The 26,530-nt window shown below is 57.0% G+C and carries 22 protein-coding genes; 7 read left to right on the top strand and 15 right to left on the bottom strand.

Annotated features, from left to right (window positions below; all coding sequences use genetic code 11):
- The 14 genes from tagH to PSES9_RS0113530 form a co-directional block, all read right to left on the bottom strand.
- Nucleotides 1-1,209, bottom strand: coding sequence for a type VI secretion system-associated FHA domain protein TagH (tagH, locus tag PSES9_RS0113595; protein ID WP_010487727.1), 1,209 nt, complete (start codon nucleotides 1,207-1,209; stop codon nucleotides 1-3).
- Nucleotides 1,210-1,228: 19 nt separating this feature from the next.
- Entirely contained in the window at nucleotides 1,229-1,363 is a 135-nt protein-coding gene (locus PSES9_RS0113590; protein ID WP_010487726.1) for a hypothetical protein, read from the bottom strand.
- Nucleotides 1,364-1,438: 75 nt separating this feature from the next.
- Nucleotides 1,439-2,950 (bottom strand): sigma-54 interaction domain-containing protein, encoded by a 1,512-nt coding sequence (locus PSES9_RS0113585; protein WP_036988249.1) that lies wholly within the window; start codon nucleotides 2,948-2,950, stop codon nucleotides 1,439-1,441.
- A 10-nt stretch (nucleotides 2,951-2,960) separates the two neighbouring features.
- Nucleotides 2,961-5,585 carry a type VI secretion system ATPase TssH gene (gene tssH, locus PSES9_RS0113580; protein ID WP_010487724.1) on the bottom strand — a complete coding sequence of 875 codons (2,625 nt, stop codon included), beginning with the start codon at nucleotides 5,583-5,585 and terminating at the stop codon, nucleotides 2,961-2,963.
- Nucleotides 5,586-5,596: 11 nt separating this feature from the next.
- Nucleotides 5,597-6,571, bottom strand: coding sequence for a type VI secretion system baseplate subunit TssG (gene tssG, locus PSES9_RS0113575; RefSeq protein ID WP_029529549.1), 975 nt, complete (start codon nucleotides 6,569-6,571; stop codon nucleotides 5,597-5,599).
- The gene (gene tssF / locus PSES9_RS0113570) at nucleotides 6,568-8,361 is read right to left on the bottom strand and encodes a type VI secretion system baseplate subunit TssF (protein WP_010487722.1); all 1,794 of its coding nucleotides are present in this window, start codon (nucleotides 8,359-8,361) and stop codon (nucleotides 6,568-6,570) included. The genes tssG and tssF overlap by 4 nt, the downstream gene beginning before the upstream one ends.
- A gap of 257 nt (nucleotides 8,362-8,618) precedes the next feature.
- A complete protein-coding gene (locus PSES9_RS23575; protein WP_010487721.1) occupies nucleotides 8,619-8,957 on the bottom strand; it encodes a PAAR domain-containing protein in 339 nt (112 codons plus the stop codon).
- The gene (gene tssE / locus PSES9_RS0113560; protein WP_010487720.1) at nucleotides 8,947-9,372 is read right to left on the bottom strand and encodes a type VI secretion system baseplate subunit TssE; all 426 of its coding nucleotides are present in this window, start codon (nucleotides 9,370-9,372) and stop codon (nucleotides 8,947-8,949) included. The genes PSES9_RS23575 and tssE overlap by 11 nt, the downstream gene beginning before the upstream one ends.
- A gap of 6 nt (nucleotides 9,373-9,378) precedes the next feature.
- Nucleotides 9,379-10,854, bottom strand: a complete 1,476-nt coding sequence (gene tssC, locus PSES9_RS0113555) for a type VI secretion system contractile sheath large subunit (protein WP_010487719.1) — start codon at nucleotides 10,852-10,854, stop codon at nucleotides 9,379-9,381.
- A gap of 25 nt (nucleotides 10,855-10,879) precedes the next feature.
- On the bottom strand, nucleotides 10,880-11,386 hold the full coding sequence (gene tssB, locus PSES9_RS0113550) for a type VI secretion system contractile sheath small subunit (RefSeq protein WP_010487718.1): 507 nt from the start codon (nucleotides 11,384-11,386) through the stop codon (nucleotides 10,880-10,882).
- 33 nt (nucleotides 11,387-11,419) lie between these two features.
- On the bottom strand, nucleotides 11,420-12,985 hold the full coding sequence (gene tssA, locus PSES9_RS0113545) for a type VI secretion system protein TssA (RefSeq protein ID WP_010487717.1): 1,566 nt from the start codon (nucleotides 12,983-12,985) through the stop codon (nucleotides 11,420-11,422).
- A 458-nt stretch (nucleotides 12,986-13,443) separates the two neighbouring features.
- The gene (locus PSES9_RS0113540; RefSeq protein WP_029529548.1) at nucleotides 13,444-14,340 is read right to left on the bottom strand and encodes a D-hexose-6-phosphate mutarotase; all 897 of its coding nucleotides are present in this window, start codon (nucleotides 14,338-14,340) and stop codon (nucleotides 13,444-13,446) included.
- Between the two features lie 107 nt (nucleotides 14,341-14,447).
- Nucleotides 14,448-15,824: a TRAP transporter large permease gene (locus PSES9_RS0113535; RefSeq protein WP_010487715.1), complete on the bottom strand. Its 1,377-nt coding sequence runs from the start codon at nucleotides 15,822-15,824 to the stop codon at nucleotides 14,448-14,450.
- Nucleotides 15,817-16,362 carry a TRAP transporter small permease subunit gene (locus tag PSES9_RS0113530; RefSeq protein ID WP_010487714.1) on the bottom strand — a complete coding sequence of 182 codons (546 nt, stop codon included), beginning with the start codon at nucleotides 16,360-16,362 and terminating at the stop codon, nucleotides 15,817-15,819. The genes PSES9_RS0113535 and PSES9_RS0113530 overlap by 8 nt, the downstream gene beginning before the upstream one ends.
- A 193-nt stretch (nucleotides 16,363-16,555) precedes the next feature.
- On the opposite strand from PSES9_RS0113530, the gene PSES9_RS0113525 reads away from it, so the two are divergent.
- Complete coding sequence (locus PSES9_RS0113525) at nucleotides 16,556-17,680, top strand: TRAP transporter substrate-binding protein (RefSeq protein ID WP_010487713.1); 1,125 nt, start codon at nucleotides 16,556-16,558, stop codon at nucleotides 17,678-17,680.
- 93 nt (nucleotides 17,681-17,773) lie between these two features.
- Here the strand turns inward: PSES9_RS0113525 and PSES9_RS0113520 are convergent, their stop codons facing one another.
- Nucleotides 17,774-18,175 carry an acyl-CoA thioesterase gene (locus tag PSES9_RS0113520; RefSeq protein WP_010487712.1) on the bottom strand — a complete coding sequence of 134 codons (402 nt, stop codon included), beginning with the start codon at nucleotides 18,173-18,175 and terminating at the stop codon, nucleotides 17,774-17,776.
- A gap of 370 nt (nucleotides 18,176-18,545) precedes the next feature.
- Here PSES9_RS0113520 and PSES9_RS0113515 point away from each other — a divergent pair, with 370 nt between their 5' ends.
- From PSES9_RS0113515 to PSES9_RS0113490, 6 genes are all read left to right on the top strand, one after another.
- Nucleotides 18,546-19,514, top strand: coding sequence for a phosphate ABC transporter substrate-binding protein PstS family protein (locus tag PSES9_RS0113515; RefSeq protein ID WP_010487711.1), 969 nt, complete (start codon nucleotides 18,546-18,548; stop codon nucleotides 19,512-19,514).
- A gap of 167 nt (nucleotides 19,515-19,681) precedes the next feature.
- Nucleotides 19,682-21,967 (top strand): ABC transporter permease subunit, encoded by a 2,286-nt coding sequence (locus PSES9_RS0113510; RefSeq protein ID WP_010487710.1) that lies wholly within the window; start codon nucleotides 19,682-19,684, stop codon nucleotides 21,965-21,967.
- Between the two features lie 81 nt (nucleotides 21,968-22,048).
- Entirely contained in the window at nucleotides 22,049-23,665 is a 1,617-nt protein-coding gene (gene pstA, locus PSES9_RS0113505; protein WP_425439603.1) for a phosphate ABC transporter permease PstA, read from the top strand.
- A gap of 114 nt (nucleotides 23,666-23,779) precedes the next feature.
- Nucleotides 23,780-24,613: a phosphate ABC transporter ATP-binding protein PstB gene (gene pstB, locus PSES9_RS0113500; RefSeq protein ID WP_010487708.1), complete on the top strand. Its 834-nt coding sequence runs from the start codon at nucleotides 23,780-23,782 to the stop codon at nucleotides 24,611-24,613.
- Between the two features lie 197 nt (nucleotides 24,614-24,810).
- On the top strand, nucleotides 24,811-25,542 hold the full coding sequence (gene phoU, locus PSES9_RS0113495; RefSeq protein WP_010487707.1) for a phosphate signaling complex protein PhoU: 732 nt from the start codon (nucleotides 24,811-24,813) through the stop codon (nucleotides 25,540-25,542).
- An 89-nt stretch (nucleotides 25,543-25,631) separates the two neighbouring features.
- A complete protein-coding gene (locus PSES9_RS0113490; RefSeq protein ID WP_010487706.1) occupies nucleotides 25,632-26,519 on the top strand; it encodes a response regulator in 888 nt (295 codons plus the stop codon).
- Nucleotides 26,520-26,530 lie beyond the last annotated feature (11 nt).

Here is a 26,530-nt window from a genome sequence, read left to right as displayed (position 1 = left end):
TCATCCTTGGACGTCGTTGTTAAGTGTGGCGATCAGGCGGACCTGTTCTTCGTAGGTTGTGGAAAAGTCGCGGGCAAACAGGCGCTCGTTCCATTCATTGTTTTGTTCGAGACTGCTGTGCAGGCGTCGATACGCGCGCCAGCGGCTGCCCGAGGTGGCCACCAGCGGTTTGCGTCCGTCGCGTTCGAAGCGCAGGATCAATTGCTCGGGTGAAAGCTGCTCGAACACACCCTTTACCGCCGCGCGGCTGGCAGCCAGCCAAGCCACCTGGTGTGCCTGCAGGTCCCTAAAACCACGACCGATGGCTTGCTCGGCGGGCAGTTGCCCCGGCTTTTGTCCGCGCAGCAATGTATTCATCACTTCGCTGGTGTCGGTGCTGAGTTTTAGCGGGTTGTTACCTGCGCTCTGCACGGTGGTCAACGCCAGGCGCATTTCGTTTTTCAACTCACTGCGTGTGCGCAGGCTTTGCTGCAAGCTGCCAATGCTTTGCTTGAGCAGCTTGGCAGCCTTCAATGCCAAGGCTTCGCGGGCCGGCTCATCGAGGTCGTTGAGCGGAACCCCAAGTGCTTCGGAAAAGCGCTGCCAGAAATCGTTGGACATTGGCTGCGGGGTCGGTGCCTGGGCCTGACTGGTCGGCGCGGCCTGGGGTGTGACCAGCTCGGGAACCAGCAGGTTTTCGGTCTCGACCTGCGCGTAATCATGCTGCTGCACATCGGCCAGTTCTGGAACATCGAGGGCTGCCAGTTCGTCAGTTTGCAAATAGCCCTGTCTTTGCTCTTGCTGATCCATCGCGCTGAGCGGGTCCAGATCGAGAAAAGCGTCATCGGGAATGATGCTGCTGCCGGTTTCATACGGCCGGCCCAGGTCCGCCTCGAACTTGCTGGGGTCCTGGATCAGGCGTGCGCGCACCTCGAACTCACCAAGGCAATAGATGCTGCCGTGCTCAATGCGATGGGGCTCATGCTTGCGCAAGTTGGCGCCGCTGTCCTTGAGTTGAATGCCATTGCTGCTGATATCGGTCAGGTAGAAACCGCCATCGCGAAAACTGATCTCGGCATGGCGGCTCGAAAGCACGCGTTTACGGTCGGGAAGCACCCAGTCACAGGTCTCCGCACGGCCAATAATGCCGCCGGCTTGCTTGAAGGTTTTGCTGGTTGCAAGCCCTGGCAAAAATTGCTGGGCACTGACCACGTCGAATACCAGTTCCATGGTGCTAATACTCCTGAGATCAGTTACCGCGATCGTTAGCTTGCGGATCGCCCAGAGGGCGAAATTCATCGTCGTTAAACTTGTAGTTACCGGTGCAACCAGCAAGTGTCAGCACTACAGCTAGCAGTGCTATGGCCCATACATGCGGCTTCATATCGAGTCCCTCTTGTGTCATTGCTGGCAGTGCACAGCGGTTCTAAGTGGTGTGATTGAGTTATTTTCAAACGGCTCAAACATCGCCAGGGTTGATGTTCAAGCGCTCCATCCGGTACAGCAGGGTTCTTCGTGGCAGTCCAATTTCGCGAGCCGCCTTGCTCTGGTTGCCACGGTCCTTGCGCAGGCTGTCGAGCAAAAAGTTACGTTCGACCTGCTCCATGCGCTGGCGCAAGCTGGTTGCCGCGTCGGTGCCGGTTTCGCGATTGAGGTTGAAGTGTTCAGGCAACAACTCATTGCCTTCACAAAGCAGTACGGCGCGCTCGACCAGGCCCTTGAGCTGGCGCACATTGCCGGGAAAGCTGTATTGCGAGATAGACGCCAGGGTCTCGTCCGAGCAGGCACAGGGCTCACGCTTGAGGAATTCGCAGGTGTTATCCACAAAGTGCCGGGCAAGCAGCGCAATGTCGTCATTGCGCTCACGCAGCGGTGGTAATTCGATTGGGAAGTGCGACAGGCGAGAGAACAAGTCCTCGCGGAACAGGCCCTTTTCAACCTGGTCATGCAGGTCGAAATGGGTGGCGGCAATAATCCGAACATCCACTTTATGGGTATCGTTGCAGCCCAGCGGGCGAACCTCGCCTTCTTGCAGCACGCGCAGCAGTTTGGCTTGCAGGCTAAGGGGCATGTCACCGATTTCATCAAGAAACAGGGTGCCGCCATCTGCGGCATCAAACAGCCCTTTGTGATCGCGATCAGCGCCGGTGAAAGCGCCTTTGCGATAACCAAAGAGCTCACTTTCGAGAAGGTGCTCGGGCAGTGAAGCGCAGTTCTGGACGACGAAACTCTGGCTCCGGCGTGAGCCGCAATTATGAATTGCCTGGGCGACCAGCTCTTTGCCCGTGCCGGTTTCACCGGTGAGTAATACGCTCACGGGGTTGTGCAGCACCTTGCCGATCAACTGGTAGACATCGCGCATGGCCTGGCTATTACCGATCAGGCCATAACCGCTGGCGCAGGCCGGTTGCAGGCTTTCTGGTTGTTGCGTCTCGGTCTGCGACGGCTGCAGTCGATGCATCAGTTGCAATTGGTTGACCCCGAAGTTACCGAGTAGCCTCAGTGAATCGGCAAAACCGTTCAGGTCCTTGGCCTGGTAGCTGGCGCACAGTAGAAGACCGCTGACATGCTGCTGCTTGTCGACAATGGGCAGGCACAGCAAGCTGCGCCGTGACTGCTGTGTAACCGGTAGAAACTCGGTTTGATGCAGGCTGTTGTCGAGTTCGTTAAGGCTCAATACGCGGTTTTGGCACAGGCAATATTGCAGCAGCTGTTCGCCGTCGTAGTCACTTGGCAAGCTGTCTGCCGCACGTGGTTGCAAGACGCCATTGAGCCACTCGGCGGTGAGCGTCAGGCGTGTATGGGTGCTGTCCAGCAGGTATAGCTGGCTTAGCGCCGAACCCGTCAACTCAGCGGTCGCTGCAACCAGCCCATTGAGCAGGTTGTCGGCGTTGTTGGCTTGAACCAGGCTCGCCAAGCGCTGCAGCAGCCCTTCCGCATAGCGCAGTGGCTGCGGCACCTGGCCGAGAATGGATGGCAGGTTAAGCGAACTCACAAACCACAGCTCCGTGTTCATCAAGGGTGGCGTGGACCTTTTTCAAGGTTTCACCGTTGGCCATTGCCGCGAGCAGACGATCAACCACCAACGGCTGTAGATGCTGGTCGATCAAATGGTCGATCAGGCGTGCGCCACTTTCGCTATGGGTACAACGCGCGGCCAGGTTCTCGACCAGGGCCTGGCAGTGGCTGAACTGCAGTTGGCGACGTTGCAGGCGCTCGGCGAAACGCTCGAGTTTCAGGGTGGTCAGCTCATGCAGGACCTCGCCGCTCACCGGGTAGTAGGGCACCACGCGCATGCGCGCCAGCAGTGCAGGCTTGAAGTGCTGGCTGAGTATTGGCCTGATTGCCTGTTCGAGGTCCTCGGCTTCGGGGCGTTGGCCGTTTTGGCACAGTGAGTCGATGCGCTCGCTGGCCAGGTTCGAGGTCATCAGGATCAATGTATTGCGGAAGTTGATCTCACGTCCTTCGCCGTCGTTTGCCACACCTTTGTCGAAGATTTGGTAGAACAGATTGAGGATGTCCGGGTCGGCTTTTTCGACCTCATCAAGCAAGACCACCGAGTAGGGTTTTTGCCTGACCGCTTCGGTCAGCATGCCGCCTTCGCCATAACCCACATAGCCTGGTGGGGCGCCAATGAGCCGCGAGATGCTGTGCTTTTCCTGGAATTCCGACATGTTGATGGTGGTCAGGAAACGCTCGCCGCCATAGAGCAGGTCAGCCAAGGCCAAGGCTGTCTCGGTTTTGCCGACACCGCTGGGCCCGACCAGAAGGAACACACCGACCGGGGCATCTGGCCGGTTGAGGCCGGCAGCAGTTGCGCGCATGGCGCGGTCCAGGGCGCTGATGGCTTGTTCCTGGCCGCGCAGTCGCTGGCGCAAGTCCGCAGAGAAACTGATGACTTTGCTGTTGTGCTCACGGGCCAGTTGGCTGAGCGGTACGCCCGTCCAGTGGCTGATAACCTCAGCCACCAGGCGCGGACAGACTTCATAGCTGACCAGGCGCTGTTGGTTTTGCGCCGCGCTGAGCTCGGCTTGTGCGGCACGCAATTGAGCCTCGAGCTCTTCGAGATCGCTCGACTCGAAGTGTTCGTCCTGCTCCTCGGTTGCAACTGTGGCCGGGGTATTGAGTTGTTGACGAGCCTGCGCGCAGCGCATGCGCAGGCTGATCATGCGCTGGGCGAGGTCTCGTTGTATCGCCCAGCGGGTTTCCAGTTGCTCAAGCTCGGCGCGGGCCTCACGCAGGCGCTGCTCAAGTTGCTCGGCGGCCACATCATCGATGTTCAGGCCCGAGTCGCGATCGCGCTGCTGGGCTTGATCCTGACGCTCGCCTTCAGCGATTTCGTTACGCAGTTGCTCAAGGGCCTCGGGGGCGGCAGCAAGGCTGATACGTACGCGAGCGCAGGCAGTATCCAGTACATCCACGGCTTTATCCGGCAGTTGTCGACCTGCGAGATAACGCGCGGAAAGTTCAGCTGCGGCGACAACAGCATCGTCGCGCAGGTAGATGCCGTGGCTTTTTTCGTAGACCGGGGCGAGACCACGAAGGTTGGTCAGGGCTTCCGATACCGTGGGTTCGTGCAGCTGCACCGGCTGGAAGCGTCGCGCCAGGGCCGGGTCTTTTTCGAAGTATTTTTTGTACTCGCTCCAGGTGGTGGCTGCAATGGTACGCAGCTCGCCACGGGCCAATGCCGGCTTGAGCAGGTTCGCTGCATCACCGCTGCCCGCCTGCCCACCGGCACCGATCAAGGTGTGGGCTTCGTCGATGAACAGGATGATAGGTTTGGGTGAGGCCTTGACCTCATCGATCACCCCTTGCAAGCGCCGCTCGAATTCGCCCTTGACGCTGGCTCCCGCCTGCAGCAGGCCCAGGTCAAGGCACAACAGCTCAACGCCCTTGAGCACCTCAGGTACTTCATCAGTGGAGATGCGCAAGGCCAGGCCTTCGACAATCGCGGTCTTGCCCACACCTGCCTCGCCAACCACTATGGGATTGTTCTTGCGACGCCGGGCAAGAATGTCGATCATCTGCCGGATGGCTTCATCGCGGCACAACACCGGGTCAAGCTTGCCGTCGCGGGCTTGTTGGGTGAAGTTGTGGGTGAAGCGTTGCAGGTTCGACTCTGCACTGCCCGAGCTGTTTGCGCTGCTGGCCTGGGGTTGCTGCGATTGGGCAAAGTCACGCAACCGCTCGGCGTTGAGCTTGGCCAGCATGCTTTGATAATGACTGCCGGCATAGCGCATGGGATTGCGCAACAGGGCGAGAATCAGCGCCGCCTGATCAATTTGGCTGCTGCCCAACTCCAGGTTGGCGACCAGCAAGGCATCTTGCAACCACTGCACCAGCTCGGTGGAGAATACCGGGTTGCGCGTAGCGCTGTGTTCGCTGCTCGGTTGCAGGGCTTTGGCCAGCTCGCCAGCGTCAATTTCGGCATCGCTCAATGCACGCTGCAGCAGGCTTTCAGGGCGCTCCAGCAGGCCCAGCAGCATATCTTCCACAAGTACCTTGTTGCCGCCACGCACCACGCAACGCTCAGCTGCGATTTCCAGGTCGCGCTTAGTCTCGGCATCGAGTGCCTGCACCAGTTGTTGTAAGTCGACGTTTATCATTTCATCTGTCCTTAATGAGCTCTTTTGCCGAGCGTGACGATGCCATCGGCGTTGTCGCAGCCGAGCCAGCTGGTCCAGCCGAGACGGCACAAATTGTCATTGCCAATGCGCAGTTCTTTGATCTGGTCTTTGCGCAGTTGCAGGCGGATGTCGTAATCCATTGGATCACGCAGGGGGAAGCGGACCAATGCGCAAAGTGGGTTGTAGCCACTGCCCACGGGAAGAAATTGCTGGAACATGTCCCACTGCAGTTCGCGAATATGGACGCGGAACTTGCCGCCGCGATCGCGTACCCAGCCGCCCAGCACCAGGCTTTCGCCAAGCATGCTGTTGGCTGTACCGAGCTGGTTGCGCTGCTCGGCTAGGATCTCGACGCGACGCTCGATGAACTGCTCGATATACACATCGGAATGCTTGAAGTAGTAACGCAACACCGACTCGATCAGCGCTGCCGAGTGGGCACGCAAGCTGAGTAAGCCCAGGTACGGCAGCAGGCGTTTCCAGTTGAGTTCCGAGGTTGCGCGGATTTTTTCCCCACGCAAGCCGATCAATGAAAACAGCTGTTGCGAAAATTGATCCAGCGCCCCGGTCTTGAAGCGCGAGTGGTATCGGTATTTTTGCCAAACCGGCAGCAGCAAGCGCTGTAGACGGTTATTGAACAGGTCAAGAAAATCACGGGTTGGATTGCCGTCTTCACCGTCCCCCAGGGCTTGTTCGCCATAAAAGGCGGGCAGCGGCGAACCCGAGCCAATGAGGCTGACCAGGTTGATGCGCATGCGCGCTCGCAACTCACCGTTTTCCTCGATGAATTCAACGCGCTCGATGTCGCTCCCAGGGAAACCAAGGCTTGGGTTAGCCTGCAACTCAAGGTGCAGGTGCAAGGACTCCTCATCCAGCTCGGGATGCGCTTCTTGCAATCGTTTGAGCACCAACTGCACACCCTGGAACAGGCTGTACTCGCGGATGCCCCGGCTAAGCCGGCTTATAGCAGGGGCTGTAGCCCCATGCGTGGCGTCCCTGTGTAGACCTCTCCCTGAGTACTGTTTACGCGAAGCTCGTGGTAGGAATTCAAACTGGCGTAAAGGGCAAAAAATTCATTAAGTACCGATGCGAACAAAAACAGATCGCCTTCGCCGATGTAGCCATCTGGGTCGATGGTCATTTCGGTGCGCACGCCACGTATCGGCAGCCCGCGTTCCAGGCGGTCGACATGGGTGTGGCGAATGCTTTTCAAGCCATCAAGCAAGCGTTTGCTGACTTTCTCGGCGTGTTGGTCGTAGTAGCGCGGCAAGTCGTAGGTTTCGAGAATGACTTTCAGCGCCTCAACGTTGGCCAGTGACAAATAGTTGAGCGACATGTTGGAAATCAGCTTCCACAGGAAGTCGCGATTCAATGGCGGTGCGTAGCTTGGGGTCACGGCGCTGATGTTGCGAAAGTGCAGGAAACCCGGGGTTTTCTCGCTGGGTACGCAAATATCACCAAGGGCCAATTTGCTCGGCAGGCTCTGATTGGTGCAGGTCAACTCGATCGATAGTGTCTCGTGCTCGGCTTCATCGCGCAGGCCAAAACTGAGCCAGGTATCGGTGCCTTCCCTGAGCAGGGATGTTTCCTGGCGCACGCTGTAGTGGGGACGGGCGGTGCCGACATCGAAGCTTGCGTCGTGTTCGAAAGATTCGAAGGGCACATAGACCTCATAACCCTGGCCACCGGGTTTCCAGCCAGTCACCCGGTCAACCGAGAACACCCCGCAATGTTTGGTGCTTAGTTCGGCAGGCAGCAGCAGGTAGCGATCCTGTTTGCCGTCCAGGCGAATTGGTGTGGCGTCATGCTCGAACAGGTTGACCACCGGGGTGCAGTAGAGCCGCACGTTATCCAGGGTTGGACGAATTCGCTGCTCACCGGCCTTATTGATATCAAAACGCAACTCGATACCCCGGGCTTGCTCCATGACCTCCTGCGGAACCTGCTTCAAGCCGTCCAGGCCAAACAGATCAACAAACATGAACTTCTCTTGGAAAGCGAAATATTCCTGCAGGTAGCGGTAGCCGCGGAAGGTGTTGAGCGGATAGGGGATCAGTGCCTGGTCTTCGGCAAAACCAACCGGCTTGACCTGATTGGCGCTCAGGGTCAGGCTGGGCACCGCGACTTCTCTTGGGTCGCGCAGGATGGGCTTGCCTTTGTCGTCGAGCAGCACCACCTGGATGCTGCCCAAGTGATGTAGCAGGCTGAGGTACAGCATCTGGCTGATGTAGCGCTCGCCGGCCAGGTGCAGACGCAGCTTGGTCAGGTTCAGGTCAGCGATATTGCCGTCGGCGCTCATCTGCATTTTCAGGCTGAGCACCGCGCCCATTCCTTTGACCGAGTACTGCAGGGCGCTCATCGCCAGCGGTAACACATCGGTGTCGTAGGCTGTGCGGAATTGACAGGTAACACCCTCAATCGGCTTTGCTTCAACCGGTGTGTTACGCGGTACAGATTGAGCGGCGCCTGGACGTGTCAGGGGCTCGAACTGGAGCATGCTGAAACCCGGCAATGGGCGCATGTAGTTTGGCCACAGCAAGTGCATCAGCGAGTGGGTCAGCTCTGGCAGTTCATCATCAAGCTTTTGCCGCAAGCGCCCGGTGAGAAAGGCGAAGCCTTCCAGCAAACGCTCCACATCCGGGTCGCGACCGCTCTGCCCAAGAAACGGCGCCAACGCCGGATTGCGCTCGGCAAATCGCTTGCCCAGTTGGCGCAGGGCGGTGAGTTCGCTCTGGTAGTAGTGGTTAAAAGACACGGATCAATCCTTGATTGGGCAGTTAATGGAAAGGCGCTTCAGGGCTCTCGCGTCAGGGCGAGATTTTCCCAGTGGTGGTAATTGCCAATAATTTGAGCGCACCGCTTTTTCCTGCAAAAACCTGTACGAAGCGGATGTTGCGGCGCAGATAAAACAACATCGCGATTACTTGAACGTCGGTGACCGCAACCGTTATCTCCAAAATTACGCTGGGATACTTTGCTTTCGATCAATATCGCGCTTGTCTGGCCAAGGTATTAGCTGGAGGTATTGCCCTCCTTTGTGGCCATTTGCGCAGGCGCAATAAACTCCGCTGCTGTATGCGAACTGCCAATCACCACTGTGCCGGAGCCTGTTACGATCGGGTTGTTGTTATGGCTGGCCGTTGAGCCGAGCACCGCTGCGGGTTTGCCGTTGATCAGCACGTTCGGAATCACGGCGCTGCTGATCGCGCTGTCGCATGCGGTTTTGTCCCCGAGACGGGCGGCTCCCAGCCCATCAAACAGCACGTCGGAAGAACCTTCTACGATTGGGTTTTTGTTATGACCTGAACAGGCGGTCATATCGCTGATTCGCGCGGCGGGTTTACCAGACACGGGGCTCTCCTGCGTTAACGGTGACTTGGCCGCTGCCGTCCAGGCTGGCAGCGAAACTGACGCGGCGCTTGACGCCGGCTACTTCAAGCAGGCCTTCAATCGCGAAGGCCAAATTCAGTGGGTTATGGTCGCGCGGCATAGACACAACCTTGACCTCACGTAAACGGGGTTCGTACGCCTCGATAAAGCGTTCGATAGCGATACGCGCCTGTTGCAACGAGTCGTGCAATGACAAGCGCATATCGTTGAGATCGGGCAACCCGTAGTCGGCGAGCGTTTGCACGCTGCCGGCCCGGGTGCTGAGCATTTTTGCCAGGTGGGCAGCCACCGACGCCATGGCGCTTGCTTCACGCGTCCAACCGGCGCGTCGATCAAGTTCACCACCTATGCGTTCAAATAGACTGCCGTATGACATGGATGCTTATTCCTTATCCAGCTTGCCAACCAGCGACAGGGTGAAGTCCGCACCCATGTACTTGAAGTGCGGGCGCACGTTCAGGCTGACGCGGTACCAGCCTGGCTCGCCTTCAACATCGCTGACCACAACCTGAGCTGCACGCAGTGGACGACGGCCACGGATCTCTGCGTTCGGGTTTTCCTGGTCGGCGACAAACTGGCGAATCCACTTGTTCAGTTCCAGCTCGAGGTCGGTGCGCTCTTTCCACGAACCGATTTGCTCGCGCTGCAGCACTTTCAAGTAGTGCGCCAGGCGGTTGACGATGAACAGGTACGGCAACTGGGTGCCGAGCTTGTAGTTGAGCTCTGCGTTCTTGCCTTCTGCGCTGTTGCCGAAGAACTTTGGCTTCTGCGTCGAGTTGGCCGAGAAGAATGCTGCGTTGTCGCTCCCTTTACGCATGGTCAGGGCGATAAAGCCTTCTTCAGCCAGTTCGTATTCGCGACGGTCGGATACCAACACTTCGGTTGGAATCTTGGTTTCGATTTCGCCCATGCTTTCAAAATGATGCAGTGGCAAATCTTCAACCGCGCCGCCGCTTTGCGGGCCGATGATGTTCGGGCACCAGCGGAACTTGGCAAAGCTGTCAGTCAGCTTGCTGGCGAAGGTGTAGGCGGTGTTGCCCCACAGGTAATGCTCGTGACTGTTGGCGACGTTTTCCTTGTAAACGAAGCTTTTGACCGGGTTCTCTTCCGGGTCGTACGGGTTACGCAGCAGGAAGCGCGGTACGGTCAGGCCGACATAGCGGGCATCTTCTTGCTCGCGGAAGCTCTGCCACTTGGCAAATTGCGGGCCTTCGAAGTGATCCTTGAGGTCCTTGAGGTCAGACAAGCCGGTGAAGGCTTCCAGGCCGAAGAACTTAGGACGTGCGGCGGCAATGAATGGCGCATGCGACATCGATGCAACGCTGGCCACGTATTGCATGGTCTTGATGTCTGGCGAGCTTGGGTCGAAGTAGTAGTTGGCGATAATGGCCGCCACTGGCTGGCCACCGAACTGGCCATACTCAGCGGTGTAGACGTGCTTGTACAAGCCTGACTGAACGATTTCCGGGCTGTCTTCGAAGTCTTCGAGCAGGTCTTGCTTGGAGGCGTTGATCAGCTCCAGCTTGGTGTTCTCGCGGAAATCCGTGCGATCGACCAGCAGTTTCAGGCCGCGCCATGAAGATTCCAGTGCCTGGAAGTTCTGGTTGTGCAGAATCTCGTCCATCTGGCTGCTGAGCTTGGCGTCGATCTCCGCGATCATGCGGTCGACCATGGCCTTTTTGACCGGCTCATTTTGGTTTTGCGGTTTGAGTAACTCTTCAATGAACGCCGACACGCCACGCTTGGCGATGTCATAGGCTTCGTCGTCTGGCGTCAGTCGGGTTTCAGCGATGATTTGGTCCAGAAGACCGACTTCGGTAGCTTGGCCGCCGGTGTCTTTTGCTGCGCTAGTGCTCATCTAATAGCTTCCTTGTTAATTGCGATCAGGATTCAAGCTTGCCTTGGGCAGCGAGTCCGAGTTCACCGAGTACGCGGTCGCGAGAGTCATCGTCGGCCAATACGCTTTCGATGGCTTTGCGGAAGGCCGGGGCATTACCCAGCGGACCTTTGAGGGCGACCAGGGCGTCACGCAGTTCCATCAGCTTCTTCAGCTCTGGCACTTGCTCAACCACGTTGGCGGGGTTGAAGTCTTTCATCGAGTTGATGTTCAGCTTCACGGCGAGCTCTTCGTCGGCGCTGTCTTCCTGCAGGCGGTTAGGCACTGCAAAGGTCAGGCTCAACTCCTGCTTCTCGAGCACTTCGTCGAAGGTGTTCTTGTCGATGCTGATCGGTTTACGATCTTCGATCTTGCGGTCGTCCTGACGCTGAGTGAAATCGCCCAACACCATCAATTTCAGCGGCAGCTCGATTTCTTCCTGGGCATCGCCAGTGGCGGGCTTAAAAGTGACGTTAATCCGTTCCTTAGGTGCAACTGAGCCTTCTTTGGCCATGGGAGTTCTCCTATTCGGTTATGGCCCGAGGGCCTAGTCCAGCACCACTTCGAGGTCGAGGTGGCACAACCTGCGGTAGATCTCATCCTTGTGTTCGCGCACAGCATGGTTCTGCGGCAACAATTCGCAGCAGTTATGCAGCATGTGCAGGACTTCGAGGGCGAGATCGGGTTCCCAGGCAGCAATGCCTGAGCTTTGAATCATCTGGTCAAGGGTGTCGAGTTGGGTCTTGGCCAATTCATACTTTTTGGCGCTGAAGCACAGCCTGGCGAGCGTCAGTTGCCAGAAAAAGGTTTCGCGACCGCCACGGGCGGACTCCATGGCTTTCTTGATTTGTTGCACGGCTGGCTTCAAACCCTCTTTGCGCAACAGGGGTAAAGCCTCTTGCAGGGCTTCATCCCAGGCGCGCTGGCTATCGCCGCCGCTGGCAACCGGAGCACTGACTGGTTGCTGGGGCGTAACGTGGGGCATTACGTGTGAACTTAGCCAGGCCCGGGTTTGCTCGTCTGCAAAAGGCGTGGCGTCGTGAAATTGCAGCTCTTCGAGACCGCTCATGCGTTGCATGAACAAGGCCAGTTGGATTTCGATTTCAAGTGCCGCCGCTTCTGCATTCAGGCCTTGCAGGCATTGCCAGGCGAGATGCTGGCCATCAAGCCAGAAGGGAGCCCTGGCAATACTGGTTTCGAGGTCCACAAGCAGGTCGGCGTATTGCCCTTGCTGATAGCGCTCCTGATAGGCTTTCAACTTATCCACAGGCAGGCCACGCAGGCCGGTGACCTTGTCGGCATTGCGCTCCGGCAAGCTGTCGATGGGCAACCACAGCAGGGTCCTGGACAGCCGCAAGGCGCGCACGTCACTGACCTTTTGCTTGAGCCAATAGGCACACAGCGGGCGCGACTGGTCTTGCAGACTGCGCAACTGTTTGTGCGCGTCTTTTTCGCTATCGACCGATGTTGAGGCATGCAGCAGGCTGCTTGCGGTTTGCTTGACCTGGGCAAGCGCGCCGGCGACGCCTTTGTTTGAATCCTGCTTGCTTTGGCTTGCTCGCTTGATTTGTTCTTCTAGCCGTCTGCACAGTGGCAGCAGCAAGGGGGCATCAGTCCCAAGTTGTTCGGACAGATAGCCTTCAAGCTCGCGTAGTTTTGCCGCCAGATCACCGAACAGATCAAGCCTTTCGCCAACCGGGACGTCAGCGGCAAGGACTTGTTCCAGGCGTGGGGTCAACCAGCTGATTGCTGCAGCCCGGGTGCGTGCCTTTTGCGGGTAGAGATCGGCCCAATGGCGGGTGCAAAGTGCATGTAAAAGTACGATCCCCGCGTGCAGGCCGGCAAAGGATTCACGCTGGTAAAGCGCCCAGGCCAACCAGGCTGTTACCCGGATATCTTTGGAGTGGCTGGTAAGGATTAATTCGCTGGAGTCGAGTACTTTTTGCCAGTCAATCGTCGCCACTTCATGCAAAGCATTTGCTTTGCGAAGTTCGCTTTCGAGATGTTCGTATTCAGTTGAATAGCGAATATCGCTGCCAGCAAAGTTGTTGGCTGATATGGGCGTGTTTGCAAGCGATAGATAGCGTGCAGACAGCGTACTCGAATAGGTCATTCCCTGACTCGGTATAGTGTGGCGAACACATAAATGCAGCTTAGTTCACATTAATTGCTATAAGCTGACACTAAAAGTGCGCAACTTTTTGCGCACATTGTATGTGCAATAAGTTGCGCAAACGTCTCTGAGGCCCGCATCCTATAGGCCTCGCGTCTGATAGGCAATATATCATCGCCTGAATTTATTGGTACTAAAGTTCAGAACTTAAGCCTGTCTCAGTGGTGTCACCGCGCTATCAGGCGCTTATAGCTATTTAAGCCCAGGCTGATATCCTTTGGGTGGATATTTAATTATGTGAAACAGTACAGATCTAAAGGTAGGGTTAGGTCACAAATGACTTTTGAAGTTATAAGCCAAATAACTTGGCCGGAGCTTGCTGGTTGCAGTCAATAATGGCTTTTTGCCTTCAAATATGTTTTTAGGTTAATTGCTAGATGTAAATGGTTGATTATTGGTTATTTGTCGACCCAGATGTCGAGATGCAATTGATGTTCGCTTGCCGGGGCCAGCGTTACCATGTCCTCAAGTACGTTTGCATGCTCGATGCAGAGCATCCGTTGCCAGGCCGCGTCATTGAATTGTGATAAGCGCCGGGCTTTATCTATCCATGGATTCCAGACCACTGCCGATTGCGAGCCACTGCTGAGCAGGTTGATGGTGCGCTGCCAGCCAGGGTCGCAGATCTGCAGCTTGGCCGGCGGGTGCAGGTAAATCCGGTCGGTTTCACCGCTGAAATGCAAGGTTCCGGATTGGGTGAGGGTTTGCCAGTTGTCCAGCGTCTCGATGTAGTCGCAACCTTCTAGACCCTCAACGCCCACGGTATGGATGTCACTGACCGCGAAGTAAGTATGCAGCGCCTGGCTGAAGCTCAGTGGCTGTTCGCCAAGGTTGCGGCAGGCCAGACTGATGCTCAGATGTTCACCGAGGCGCACACTGAGTCTCAGTTCGGCTGCATGTGGCCAATGCGCTAGCGGCTGCTCAAGGGTGTTGTAGCTGAAGCTGATGCAGGCTGCCTGCTCATGCTGTTCAATTCCAGCCAGGGACCAGTCAATGCTGCGTACAAGGCCGTGTGCGCTGGCCTGTTGCGGCTGTTGGTGCATGGCTTGGATGCTTTGCGGGTTGCGTTGCAAATCGCCGAACCAGGGCCAGCACACGGGCACGCCGCCGCGCACGCTGTTACCGGGTTCCAGCCTGGCTTCTTCGCTGAGCCAGATGATTGGCCTGTCCCCTTCATGCCCGTAACAGAGGATTTGGGCGCCTTGCTGGGCAATCAGTAATTTGCTGTTGTTGAAGCGCAAGCTCCAGCAATCCAGCGAGCCCTGTTTAATACGTTCAACGCCTGACGTCATCAGATTCTCCTGCACATGGATATTCAATGCCCTGGTTGTGGGCAGCGGGCCTGTGCCTCAATGCAAAACGCCCGTAACAAGTACGGGCGTTTTGACCAAAGCGTGTTGCGTTAGTTGCCGTACACCTGCTCCGGCAGCCAAGTGATCAGCCCCGGGAATACGTAGGCGATGGCCAGCAGGAAGATCTGGATCAGGATGAACGGCAGCACACCTTTGTAGATGGTGCTGGTTGCAACCGATGCCGGTGTTACGCCCCGCAGGTAGAACAGGGCAAAGCCGAATGGTGGGGTGAGGAAGGATGTTTGCAGGTTGAGTGCAATCATTACCCCCAGCCAGATCGGGTCCAGGCCCATGGCCAGCAATACCGGGCCGACTATAGGCACCACCACGAAGGTGATCTCGATAAAGTCGAGAATGAAGCCCAGGAAGAAGATCACCACCATCACCAGGAAGAAGGCGCCAAGCACGCCACCTGGCAGCTGGGCGAAAACCTCCTCGATCAGGATTTCGCCGCCAAAGCCGCGGAAGACCAGGGAGAACAGCGAGGCGCCAATCAGGATCATGAACACCATGGAGCTGATTTCGGTGGTGCCGTAGGCAACTTCTTTCAACTGGGTGAAGTTCAGCTTGCCTTTGAGCGTCGCCAGGACCATAGCGCCCAATGCGCCAAGCGCCGCTGCTTCGGTTGGTGTTGCATAACCCGCGAGAATCGAGCCGAGTACTGCTGCAATAAGTATCAGCGGTGGAATCAGGGCGTTTGCCAGCTTGCCCCATTCAATTGGACCGAGCTCCTCTTGTGGCAGTGCCGGGAGTTTCTTTGGCTGAAAAATCGCCACGCCGATGATGTACAGAATGTACAGGCCAACAAGCAACATACCAGGCAGGAATGCCCCGACGAACAAGTCGCCGACCGAGACCGTCTTTGGCGAGAAGATACCCATCTTCAACTGCGCCTGCTGGTAGGCGCTGGACATGACGTCGCCGAGCAATACCAGGACGATCGAAGGCGGAATGATCTGCCCCAGTGTGCCGGTCGCGGCCAATGTGCCGGTTGCGATTGCCGGGTCATAGCCGCGACGCAGCATGGTTGGCAACGCAAGCAAACCCATGGTTACCACGGTTGCGCCGACAATACCGGTGCTGGCGGCAAGCAAGGCTCCGACCACGCACACCGAAATGGCCAAACCGCCGCGCAGGGTGCCGAACAGTCGCGACATGGATTCGAGCAGGTCTTCGGCGACACGGGATTTCTCCAGCATCACACCCATGAACACGAATAGCGGCACCGCCAGCATCGTCTGGTTGTTCATGATGCCGAATAAACGGTTGGGCAGTGCGCTGAGGTAGGTGGCGTCGAAAGTACCGGTGACTATGCCAATACCGGCGAACAGCAGCGACACGCCGCCCAGGGTAAATGCGACCGGATAACCGGCCATAAGCGCCAGACAGATGCAGATAAACAGCAGAATCGGCATTAACTCAACCATGCTTCACCTCCGGCTCGGGCAAACGACCGGCGAGCATGTAAAAAGCTTTGATGATGTCGGAGATTCCTTGCAGGACCAGGCCGGCAACCAGAATCAGGATGATGCTTTTTTGCAGGTAGACGAAGTGCAGGCCACCTGACTCGCTTGAGGCCTCTTTCGTGGCCCAGGAGTTGGCGACATAGTCCCAGCTACTCCAGCCCAGGAACAGGCAAAGCGGTAGTAGAAACAGCAGCGTGCCGAGAATATCCACCAGGGCTTGGCGTTTGCTGCTGAATTTCTGGTAAAAGATATCCACGCGTACGTGCGCGTTGCGCTGAAGTGTCCAGGCTGCTGCACCCATAAACACCAGGGCGTGTGCATACAGGACGGCTTCTTGCAGCGCCGTGGCGCCGATTCCCAGGCCGTAGCGCAGGACGACTACAATGGCTGTTCCGATAACCAGAAATGCCGTTAGCCAGGCACAGGCCTGGCCAAAGCGTTTGTTTAACGCATCGATAATGCGCGCAAGTTGGAGCAAAAGGGGGGGCTTGTCGGACATGGTGAGTCCTTATCGTTATGGGTGAGAAAGCGGGCAGGCCGGTGATTCTAGGCAGCTCGTGATCATGCAGCAATGGCACTACAACTTTAGTCGCATCTACTAGGCTTGAGAGTCACTTCGCCCTATGTTACTCAGGCGCGGTCTGCTGACAGTGATCCTGTACTAAGACCAATACAACAAGAAGGAGCATTGCATGAAACGTCGTCAAATTCTCGCAGCAGCTGGTGTGGGCTTTGCCGCCACTGCCTTGGCGGGTTGTAACAATGAAGCTGATTGCAGCAAAGAAGTCGCTGCAGGCAGCGCGGCCAAGCCCCAAGAAGGCGGCGGTGGAGAAACGTTCCATTGGAAAATGGTCACTTCTTGGCCAAAAAATTTCCCAGGTGTGGGTGTTGGCGCAGAAAATTTCGCCAAACTGGTTAATGAAATGAGTAAAGGCCGCCTGACCGTTAAAGTCTATGCGGCCGGTGAGCTGGTTCCTGCGCTGGAAGTATTCGACGCTGTTTCGCGCGGTACTGCAGAAATGGGTCATGGCGCTCCTTACTACTGGAAAGGCAAAGTGCCTGCTGCGCAGTTCTTCTGTGCCCTGCCATTTGGCCCCAACGCGCAAGAAATGAACGCCTGGCTGCACAAGGGCGGTGGCTTGCAGTTGTGGGAGGAGGTGTACAAGCCCTTTGGTGTCCTGCCGATGGCCTGTGGCGCGACTGGGGTGCAGACTGCGGGCTGGTTCAACAAGGAAATCAACTCGGTTGATGACTTCAAGGGCCTGAAAATGCGGACGCCGGGTCTGGGCGGCGAAGTGCTGACCAAGATGGGCGGTACCGTGGTCAACATGCCGGCCGGTGAGATTTTCACTGCGCTGCAAACCGGTGCGATCGATGCTACCGAGTGGATTGGTCCTTACAACGACCAGGCGCTGGGCCTGCACAAGGCAGCCAAGTACTACTACACGCCAGGTTGGCAGGAGCCGAACGTCACCTTCGAGCTCGACGTCAACATCAAGGCATGGGAAATGCTGCCTGCCGACTTGCAAGCTATCGTGCGCGCCGCTGCGCGTGACATCAATGGCGACATGCTCGACGACTACAACGCCCGTAACATGGAAGCCATGGAGCAGCTCAAGAAAGAGGGCGTCGAAGTACGCCGCCTGCCTGATGATGTGTTGGCCAAGCTCAAGGGCATTTCGGCTGAAGTGGTTGATGCCACTGCTGCCGCTGACCCTGCCGCGACCAAGGTGTGGGCGCAACAGAAGGCATACCTCGAGCGCCTGTATAAGTATGCCGAGGAAAACGAAAAGGATATCTACAACATTCGCGGTTAATACCGGGGACCTTTGTAGCGCAATTAAAAACGCCGTCTCAATAGCCGGCGTTTTTGTGTGCGATTTGCTGGCTGAGGGTGGCGTTTACTTTGCTTAGCGCCGTGGCGGCACTGGACGGGTTCGTCCGCTGCCATCTATCGCGACGAAGACAAAAACGGCCTCGGTAACCTTGCGCCACTCGCTGGAGAGTGGGTCGTCGCTCCAGACTTCGACCAGCATCTGTATCGAGCTGCGGCCGACTTCAAGCTCCTGGGTGTAGAAGGATAACTGCGCGCCAACGGCAACCGGGACCATGAAGGCCATGCGGTCAACGGCCACTGTGGCCACGCGTCCCCCCGCGACTTTGCTCGCCATGGCGGTGCCCGCCAGATCCATTTGGGAGACGAGCCAGCCACCGTAAATATCACCAAAGCCATTGGTTTCACGGGGCAATGCAGTGATTTGCAGCGCTAAATCACCTTGTGGGATTGGGTCATCCTGTTCGAAGTCATTCATAGACGTAACAGCTCGCGGCGCGGTTGTTGTTATGGAGCGCTGAAGTCAAGCGCATGGCGAGTATACCGACTGAGTGGTCGCTGGGCGACTTTAAGCCATCAATAAGCCACAAATTCAGGTGCTGTGAGCGCTATTGCACTGCTGGACCCCGCAACAACTGGCTGATTCTGAATGTGTAGCCCCCGTATGTAATCGGTTTTCGCCTTGGTCATTGCTGATCTTGAGGGCCTCAGGTCCTGGAGTGGGCAGCAATGCAGGCAAATTAATAGTAGACGTCATCTAACTGTCACATTGTTTTCATAGATTGGTCACACGGCCTGAAGATACTTGGGCCCGTTCCATCCAACACTAATTCTGCTAGGAGCAAGGCATGAAACTTAAGCGTTTGATGGCGGCCATGACTTTTGTCGCCGCTGGCGTTACAACCGCCACCGCGGTTGCCGCTATCGACCCGGCTCTGCCGACCTATGAAAAAACGTCCGGCGTATCCGGTAACCTGTCGAGCGTCGGCTCTGACACCCTGGCTAACCTGATGACCCTTTGGGCCGAGAACTACAAAAAGTTCTACCCGAACGTAAACATCCAGATTCAGGCGGCAGGCTCCTCTACTGCGCCACCGGCGCTGACTGAAGGCACTTCCAACCTCGGCCCGATGAGCCGCAAGATGAAAGATGCCGAGCTGCAAGCATTCGAAGAAAAATACGGCTACAAGCCGACCCCGGTTCCGGTTGCTATCGATGCCCTGGCTGTGTTCGTACACAAGGACAACCCAATCAAAAGCCTGACCATGGCTCAGGTTGATGCGATTTTCTCGGCAACTCGCCTGTGTGGCGAAGCTAAGGAGATCAAGACCTGGGGTGACGCTGGCATGACCGGCGAGTGGGCGAGCAAGCCGATCCAACTGTTTGGCCGTAACTCGGTATCCGGCACTTACGGTTACTTCAAGGAAGAAGCGCTGTGCAAAGGTGACTTCCGTTCCAACGTTAACGAGCAGCCAGGCTCTGCCTCGGTGGTTCAGTCGATCTCCAGCACCGTTAATGCCATTGGTTACTCGGGCATTGCCTACAAAACCTCCAGCGTTCGCGCTGTAGCCCTGGTCGACAAGCAAGGCAAAGCCGAAGAGGCCACTGAAACCAACGCACTGTCGGGCAAATACCCGCTGTCGCGCTTCCTCTACGTCTATGTCAACAAGGCGCCGAACGAGCCTCTGAGCCCGCTCGACGCGCAGTTCCTGAAAATGGTTCTGTCCAAGCAGGGTCAAGAAGTTGTAGTCAAGGATGGTTATATCCCGCTACCAGCCAAAGTGGTTGAGAAAACCATGAAGGAACTGCAGCTCTAAGCAGCGCCTGGTTGCGTGAAATGATCTGATGTACCGACGCCCGCGCTCAGAGTTGAGTGTGGGCGTTGTCGCGTCATCGGGCTGTAACCTATCTGTCATATAAGACCGTTAGATTTGTGCCTCCGCTGACTCAAGGCGCGCGCCCACAACCGCCCAGAGATCCTCGAATGAACGACTTGGCCAATGAATTCATGAACACATCCCCCGATAGCAGCCAACGAATCGACTTCAATACGCCTGTCTTGCTGCGTAAGCGCCGTACACGTGCGCTCAAGGACCGTATGGCGCGGTGGTACGTTTCGATTGGCGGGCTGGCGGTGCTGGCAACCATCACCCTGATTTTCTTCTACCTCGCCTATGTGGTGATGCCGATTTTCTCCGGTGCTGATCTCACTGCACATAAAGCCCAGCAGCCAGCCTGGCTTGCAGATCAGGGCGCTCCGCTGATGCTTGCGGTTGAAGAGCAGAACAAGGTCGCGATGCGTTTGAACAGCAACGGCCATGTGCAGTTTTTCAAGCTCAAAGACAGCGCCCTGCTGAACAGCATTGATTTGCCAATCCCGGCAGGTGTAAGCATCTCCTCATTCAGTGAAGACCAGCCCGGCAGCCGCCGTACCGTAGTCGGCCTGTCTGACGGCAGCGCGCTGGTGTTCAAGCAGAACTATGCGGTGACCTACCCGAATAACGTCAAAACCATCACCCCGGTCATTCAGTACCCCTTTGGTGAAGAGCCAATCAAGCTCGATCCCCAAGGCCGTGCGCTGGAGCATGTAGCCGTTAGCATCAATGGCGACAATGTATTGCTGACCGGTTCGACAGGCACCGAGTTGCACGTACTGTCGATCGTCAATGAAGAAAACCAGTTCACCGGTGAAACCAGCCAGGAGCAGCAGGCTGTTGATTTACCGCAGATCGCGGAGCCGATCAAGGCGATGATTATCGGCCCACGCCACCAATGGCTGTATGTGTTCAATGGCAAGGGCACCGCCGATGTGTTCGACCTGCGCAGCAAGACCCTGAACGGCCGATACCAGCTGCTTAAAGGCGATGCCGAGGTGACTACAGTCAGCCCGCTCCTGGGGGGCATCTCGCTGTTGGTCGGCGATAGCAAAGGTGGCATCGCCCAGTGGTTTATGGTGCGTGATAACGACGGCAAGTCTGTGCTGACCCATATCCGTGGTTTCCAGATGAAGGACAGCCCGATCACTCAGTTCATGCCCGAAGAGCGCCGCAAGGGCTTTATGGCAATGGACAGCCAAGGCAACCTGGGCCTGTTCCACAGCACGGCGCACCGCACATTGTTGATTGATCCTGTTGCAAAAGGGGCCAGCGTTGCGGCTTTGTCGCCACGGGCCAAACGCGTACTGATCGAGTCTGGCGGGCAGTTGCAAACGTTCAAGGTCGATAACCCCCATCCAGAGGTTTCCTGGAGCTCCTTGTGGGGCAAGGTCTGGTACGAAAGCTACGACGAGCCAAAGTACATTTGGCAGTCAACCTCAGCCAACAGCGATTTTGAGCCGAAGCTGAGCCTGGCGCCCCTGACCTTCGGTACGCTCAAGGCCGCGTTCTATGCCATGCTGCTGGCTGCACCACTGGCCATTTGCGCGGCAATCTACACCGCCTACTTCATGGCACCGGCCATGCGCGGCAAGATCAAGCCGGTCATCGAGCTGATGGAAGCACTGCCAACGGTCATCCTTGGCTTCTTTGCCGGACTCTTTCTCGCGCCTTATGTCGAGGGGCACCTGCCCGGAATATTCAGCTTGTTGTTGCTGACGCCGATAGGGGTGCTGGTTGCCGCTTTCCTATGGAGTCGCCTGCCTGAGCGCATCCGCCTGGTGGTGCCGGAAGGTTGGGAAGCTGCGCTGCTGATCCCGGTGATTCTGCTGATCGGCACGGTTTCATTGTCGATGAGCGGGCACATGGAAAACTGGTTCTTCGGCGGCGATATGCGCTCATGGCTGAGCAACGACCTGGGCATCGCATTCGACCAGCGCAACGCCTTGGTCGTTGGCCTGGCAATGGGTTTTGCAGTGATCCCGAATATCTACTCCATTGCTGAAGATGCCGTGTTCAGCGTGCCCAAGAGCCTGACATTCGGCTCGCTGGCACTCGGCGCCACGCCGTGGCAAACCCTGACTCGCGTGGTGATCCTGACCGCCAGCCCGGGCATTTTCTCGGCACTGATGATCGGCATGGGGCGCGCCGTGGGCGAAACCATGATCGTACTGATGGCCACCGGTAATACGCCCATTATGGACATGAACATTTTTGAGGGGTTGCGGACCCTGGCCGCCAACGTTGCGGTCGAGATGCCTGAATCGGAAGTCGGCAGCAGCCATTACCGAATTCTGTTTCTTTCTGCGCTGGTGCTGTTGAGCTTTACCTTCGTGATGAACACGTTGGCAGAAGTCATTCGAACCCGCCTGCGTAAGAAATACGCCTCGCTCTAAGACTCAGGAAGGTAGACGTCCGTGAACGTGAAAAAGCAAAATCTCAAATCCTGGTTCAAGAGTGGTTCGCCCTGGGTCTGGATGACCGCCAGTGGTGTATCCATTGCCGTGATCATGACCGTAGGCCTGCTTGCCGTCATTGCTACTCGCGGTTTGGCGCACTTTTGGCCTGCTGATGTGATCCAGGCCTCCTATCAAGTACCGGGTGAAGCGCCGCGCTTGATGGCAGGCGAACTGGTCCAGGCTGAACAGGTAACGCGTGCGCGCCTGGCCTCTGCAGGCTTGCCTGTTGATGTGCAGGGCGGCGAATTTATGACCCGTGAGCTGTTCAAGGTCGGTAACCGTGACATCAACGGTGCGGACTTCAGCTGGGTTGTCGACGAGTGGATGAAAGATGCCAGCACGCCGAAAGACATAGTGGCGGTAGAGCGCCGTGAGTGGGGCAACTTCTACGGTTACCTGGTCAACGTCAAGGAAAACGGCAAGTTGGTCGCTGAGGGCGATGCTGCCTGGGATGAGCTGCAAAAGCGAATAGCCCGGATCGACCAGTTATACAGCCAAATCTCGACGCTGCAGAAGAAGGACATTGGTCGGATCAACTACGGTCTTGAAGGCTTGCGCCTTAAACAGCGCAAGCTGGAGCTGGATAAGCAACTGGACGCAACCAGCCAGGCCAACCTGGATGCCGAGCGTGCGCAGTGGGATGCCGAATACAAAGTGCTGGAAGCACAACTGCTCGACCTGCATAACCAGTTCAATCGCGACAGCGTGACCCTCAAGACGGTAGACGGCACAGAGAAGGAAATGAGCCTGGGCACTGTGGTTCGCGCCTATATGCCCAATGCCATGGGTACCACTGAAAAGTTGGGTTTCTACTTCTCCAAGGTATGGGAGTTCGTCAGTGACGAGCCTCGCGAAGCTAACACCGAGGGTGGTATTTTCCCGGCGATCTTCGGCACCGTGATGATGACCTTGATCATGGCGGTGATTGTTACCCCATTTGGCGTTCTGGCCGCGATCTATCTGCGCGAGTATGCCAAGCAAGGGCCAATGACCCGCATCATCCGCATTGCGGTGAACAACCTGGCGGGTGTCCCGGCGATTGTGTACGGGGTGTTTGGCCTGGGGTTCTTCGTCTACGTGCTGGGCGGGTCGATTGACTCGCTGTTCTTCCCGGAAGCTGCGCCAGCGCCAACCTTTGGTACTCCAGGCTTGCTTTGGGCATCCTTGACCCTGGCTATTCTTGCCGTGCCAGTGGTGATAGTCGCGACTGAGGAAGGCTTGGCGCGTATCCCGCTTGCATTGCGTGAAGGTTCGCTGGCATTGGGGGCAACCAAGGCCGAAACCCTTTGGAAAGTAGTGTTGCCAATGGCCAGTCCGGCGATGATGACAGGCTTGATCCTGGCCGTGGCCCGCGCGGCGGGTGAAGTTGCGCCGCTGATGCTGGTGGGTGTGGTCAAGCTGGCCCCGGCGCTGCCGGTGGATGGTAACTATCCCTACCTGCACCTGGATCAGAAGATCATGCACCTGGGCTTCCATATCTATGACGTGGGCTTCCAGAGCCCGAACGTTGAAGCCGCACGGCCTTTGGTGTATGCCACTGCGTTGCTGCTGGTGCTGGTAATCGCGCTGCTTAACCTCAGTGCAGTGTTTATTCGTAACCACCTGCGCGAGAAGTACAAAGCGCTGGATCATTAAGCATTTTGAGCGCTGCACCCTGGTGTGCAGCGTCCGATCAACGAACTATCAGGAACCTTGAAAACGGAGCAAACGCAGTCGTTTTCAGTGGTTCCTCAGCGTAGGGAGCGTCTCATGCAGCACAGTACACCGACCCATGGTATCGACATCTCCGCCCTTGGCCGTGAGAAACAGGGCCTAGATCTAAGTAAAGAAACCACTGCCATCCAAGTGCCGGGCCTGAACCTGTACTACGGTGATAAACAGGCGCTGTTCGATGTCAAGATGGACATCCCCAAGCAGCGCGTTACTGCGTTTATTGGCCCCTCGGGTTGTGGTAAATCGACCCTGCTGCGCACGTTCAACCGGATGAACGACCTGGTCGATGGCTGCCGCGTTGAAGGTGAGGTCAACCTCGACGGCACCAATATCTACCGCAAGGGCGAGGACGTGGCTGACTTGCGCCGCCGTGTCGGCATGGTGTTTCAGAAGCCGAACCCCTTCCCGAAAAGCATCTACGAGAACGTGGTCTACGGCCTGCGCATCCAGGGTGTGAACCAGAAGCGTGTGCTGGATGAAACCGTCGAGTGGGCGCTGAAAAGCGCAGCCTTGTGGGATGAAGTCAAAGACCGCCTGCACGAGTCCGCATTGGGTATGTCCGGCGGCCAGCAGCAACGCCTGGTGATTGCCCGCACCGTGGCGGTCCAGCCAGAAGTCCTTCTGCTGGATGAGCCATGCTCGGCGCTCGATCCGATCTCGACCCTGAAAGTTGAAGAGTTGATCTACGAACTGAAGTCCAAGTACACCATCGTTATAGTGACCCATAACATGCAGCAAGCGGCGCGGGTGTCCGACTACACCGCGTTCATGTACATGGGCAAGCTGATCGAATACGGCGACACCGATACCCTGTTCACCAACCCGGCCAAGAAGCAGACCGAGGACTACATCACCGGTCGCTACGGTTGATCGCCCCGGCCATGCCTGACGTCGCTGAGCTGCGGCGGCGATGCTAGTACTGCCTGCGATCGCCTTCTTGCTCGGCGCCCCAAGCAAAGGCCGGTTTTGGAATCGTTGGAGGGGTAAGAGCAAAAGCTCGATCGGCATTGATGTTTAGCAAGTAACCCTTTTGTATTTAACTAATTTCGCGTCGCAAGGGCTTGAGCATGATTAATAAAGACAGTCTTACTCATCACATTTCACAGCAGTTCAACTCCGAGCTCGAAGAGGTGCGCAGCCACCTTCTGGCAATGGGTGGCCTGGTTGAGAAGCAGGTCAATGACGCGGTCAACTCGCTGATCGAGGCCGACTCGGGCCTGGCTCAACAAGTGCGTGAAATCGATGACCAGATCAACCAGATGGAGCGCAATATCGATGAAGAGTGCGTGCGCATCCTGGCCCGCCGTCAGCCTGCGGCCTCTGACCTGCGCTTAATCATCAGCATCTCCAAGTCGGTTATCGACCTTGAGCGTATTGGTGATGAGGCGACCAAGATTGCCAAGCGCGCCATTCTGCTCTGTGAAGAGGGCGAGGCGCCTCGTGGTTATGTTGAGGTACGCCATATCGGCGGCCAGGTACGCAAGATGGTGCAGGAATCGCTGGATGCCTTCGCCCGATTCGACGCGGATCTTGCGCTGTCCGTGGCGCAGTACGACAAAACGGTCGACCGCGAATACAAGACCGCACTGCGTGAGTTGGTGACCTACATGATGGAAGACCCGCGCTCGATCGCGCGCGTGCTGAATATCATCTGGGCCTTGCGTTCGCTGGAACGCATTGGCGACCATGCTCGCAACATCGCTGAGCTGGTCATCTATCTGGTGCGTGGCACCGATGTTAAGCACATCGGCTTGAAGCGCATGCAGGAAGAAGTCGAAGGTACGGGTAAAGCCAAGTAATCCGTTTCTGGCGCACACAAGGCCAATTGTCTGTTGGCCTTTAGCTACTCTCCCGGACTATGCTAGTCGAGGTAGATAGGGAGGGGTAGATGAGTAAAGTCCGCGTTCTGATTGTTGATGATGCAAGCTTCATCCGTGATCTGGTCAAGAAAGGTTTGCGCGATCACTTTCCCGGTGTGCAGATCGAAGAGGCTGTGAACGGTCGTAAAGCGCTGCAATTGTTGAACAAGCAGAGCATCGACCTGATCCTCTGCGACTGGGAAATGCCGGAGATGTCCGGGCTTGAACTCCTCACCTGGTGCCGCGAGCAGGATAACCTCAAGGCCACGCCGTTCATCATGGTCACCAGTCGCGGTGACAAGGAAAACGTGGTCCAGGCGATCCAGGCTGGCGTTTCGGATTTCATCGGTAAACCCTTCTCCAATGAGCAATTGGTCACCAAGGTCAAGAAAGCATTGCATCGCGCCGGCAAGCTTGAGGCATTCGCGCCGAACCAGAAACCTGCCAGCAATGCCTTTGCCAATGACTCGCTCGCCGCGTTGACCGGCGGCAAGGCCGAGGTGCTCAAGCCCGCTGCGCCAAGCACACCAGTGGCAACACCAGCCCCGGTTGCCAGCCCCAAGCCGAGTGCGGCGCCTGCAGGTCGGGGCCAGGGTAGTTTGCGCCTGCCAGGTGGCAGCATGGCGTGCGTTATCAAGGCGCTGAGCCTCAAGGATGCACAGTTGCTGGTCAAGCGCGGCCAACTGTTGCCGCAAGTGCTGGAAAGCGTCGTGCTCGACCTGGAGCAGGGCGAAAGCTCAGAGATTGCCCGGCTCAATGGCTACTTGCACGCGGTTGCAGCCTTTGAGCCCAAGGCCGACAGCGAATGGTTGCTGCTGACCTTGCGCTTTGTCGACAGTGACCCGCAAAAGCTGGATTACCTTTCGCGCCTTATCGCCCGCGGCACCGCGCAAAAGCATTTCACTCCAGGCGGCTGATAGCGCTTGCT

This window comes from Pseudomonas sp. S9 (genome assembly GCF_000222125.1).
GTDB lineage: Bacteria > Pseudomonadota > Gammaproteobacteria > Pseudomonadales > Pseudomonadaceae > Aquipseudomonas > Aquipseudomonas segetis.
Note: the sequence above shows the minus strand (reverse complement) of the source record. Positions and strands in the feature narration are given on the sequence as shown.

Bases quoted from the DNA above. Each gene is read 5' to 3' on its own strand.
- tagH (WP_010487727.1), bottom strand. From the start codon at position 1,209: ATGGAACTGGTATTCGACGTGGTCAGTGCCCAGCAATTTTTGCCAGGG.
- PSES9_RS0113590 (WP_010487726.1), bottom strand. From the start codon at position 1,363: ATGAAGCCGCATGTATGGGCCATAGCACTGCTAGCTGTAGTGCTGACA.
- tssH (WP_010487724.1), bottom strand. From the start codon at position 5,585: ATGATAAACGTCGACTTACAACAACTGGTGCAGGCACTCGATGCCGAG.
- tssE (WP_010487720.1), bottom strand. From the start codon at position 9,372: ATGTCATACGGCAGTCTATTTGAACGCATAGGTGGTGAACTTGATCGA.
- tssC (WP_010487719.1), bottom strand. From the start codon at position 10,854: ATGAGCACTAGCGCAGCAAAAGACACCGGCGGCCAAGCTACCGAAGTC.
- tssB (WP_010487718.1), bottom strand. From the start codon at position 11,386: ATGGCCAAAGAAGGCTCAGTTGCACCTAAGGAACGGATTAACGTCACT.
- tssA (WP_010487717.1), bottom strand. From the start codon at position 12,985: ATGACCTATTCGAGTACGCTGTCTGCACGCTATCTATCGCTTGCAAAC.
- PSES9_RS0113535 (WP_010487715.1), bottom strand. From the start codon at position 15,824: ATGGTTGAGTTAATGCCGATTCTGCTGTTTATCTGCATCTGTCTGGCG.
- PSES9_RS0113530 (WP_010487714.1), bottom strand. From the start codon at position 16,362: ATGTCCGACAAGCCCCCCCTTTTGCTCCAACTTGCGCGCATTATCGAT.
- PSES9_RS0113525 (WP_010487713.1), top strand. From the start codon at position 16,556: ATGAAACGTCGTCAAATTCTCGCAGCAGCTGGTGTGGGCTTTGCCGCC.
- PSES9_RS0113520 (WP_010487712.1), bottom strand. From the start codon at position 18,175: ATGAATGACTTCGAACAGGATGACCCAATCCCACAAGGTGATTTAGCG.
- PSES9_RS0113515 (WP_010487711.1), top strand. From the start codon at position 18,546: ATGAAACTTAAGCGTTTGATGGCGGCCATGACTTTTGTCGCCGCTGGC.
- PSES9_RS0113510 (WP_010487710.1), top strand. From the start codon at position 19,682: ATGAACGACTTGGCCAATGAATTCATGAACACATCCCCCGATAGCAGC.
- pstA (WP_425439603.1), top strand. From the start codon at position 22,049: ATGACCGCCAGTGGTGTATCCATTGCCGTGATCATGACCGTAGGCCTG.
- pstB (WP_010487708.1), top strand. From the start codon at position 23,780: ATGCAGCACAGTACACCGACCCATGGTATCGACATCTCCGCCCTTGGC.
- phoU (WP_010487707.1), top strand. From the start codon at position 24,811: ATGATTAATAAAGACAGTCTTACTCATCACATTTCACAGCAGTTCAAC.
- PSES9_RS0113490 (WP_010487706.1), top strand. From the start codon at position 25,632: ATGAGTAAAGTCCGCGTTCTGATTGTTGATGATGCAAGCTTCATCCGT.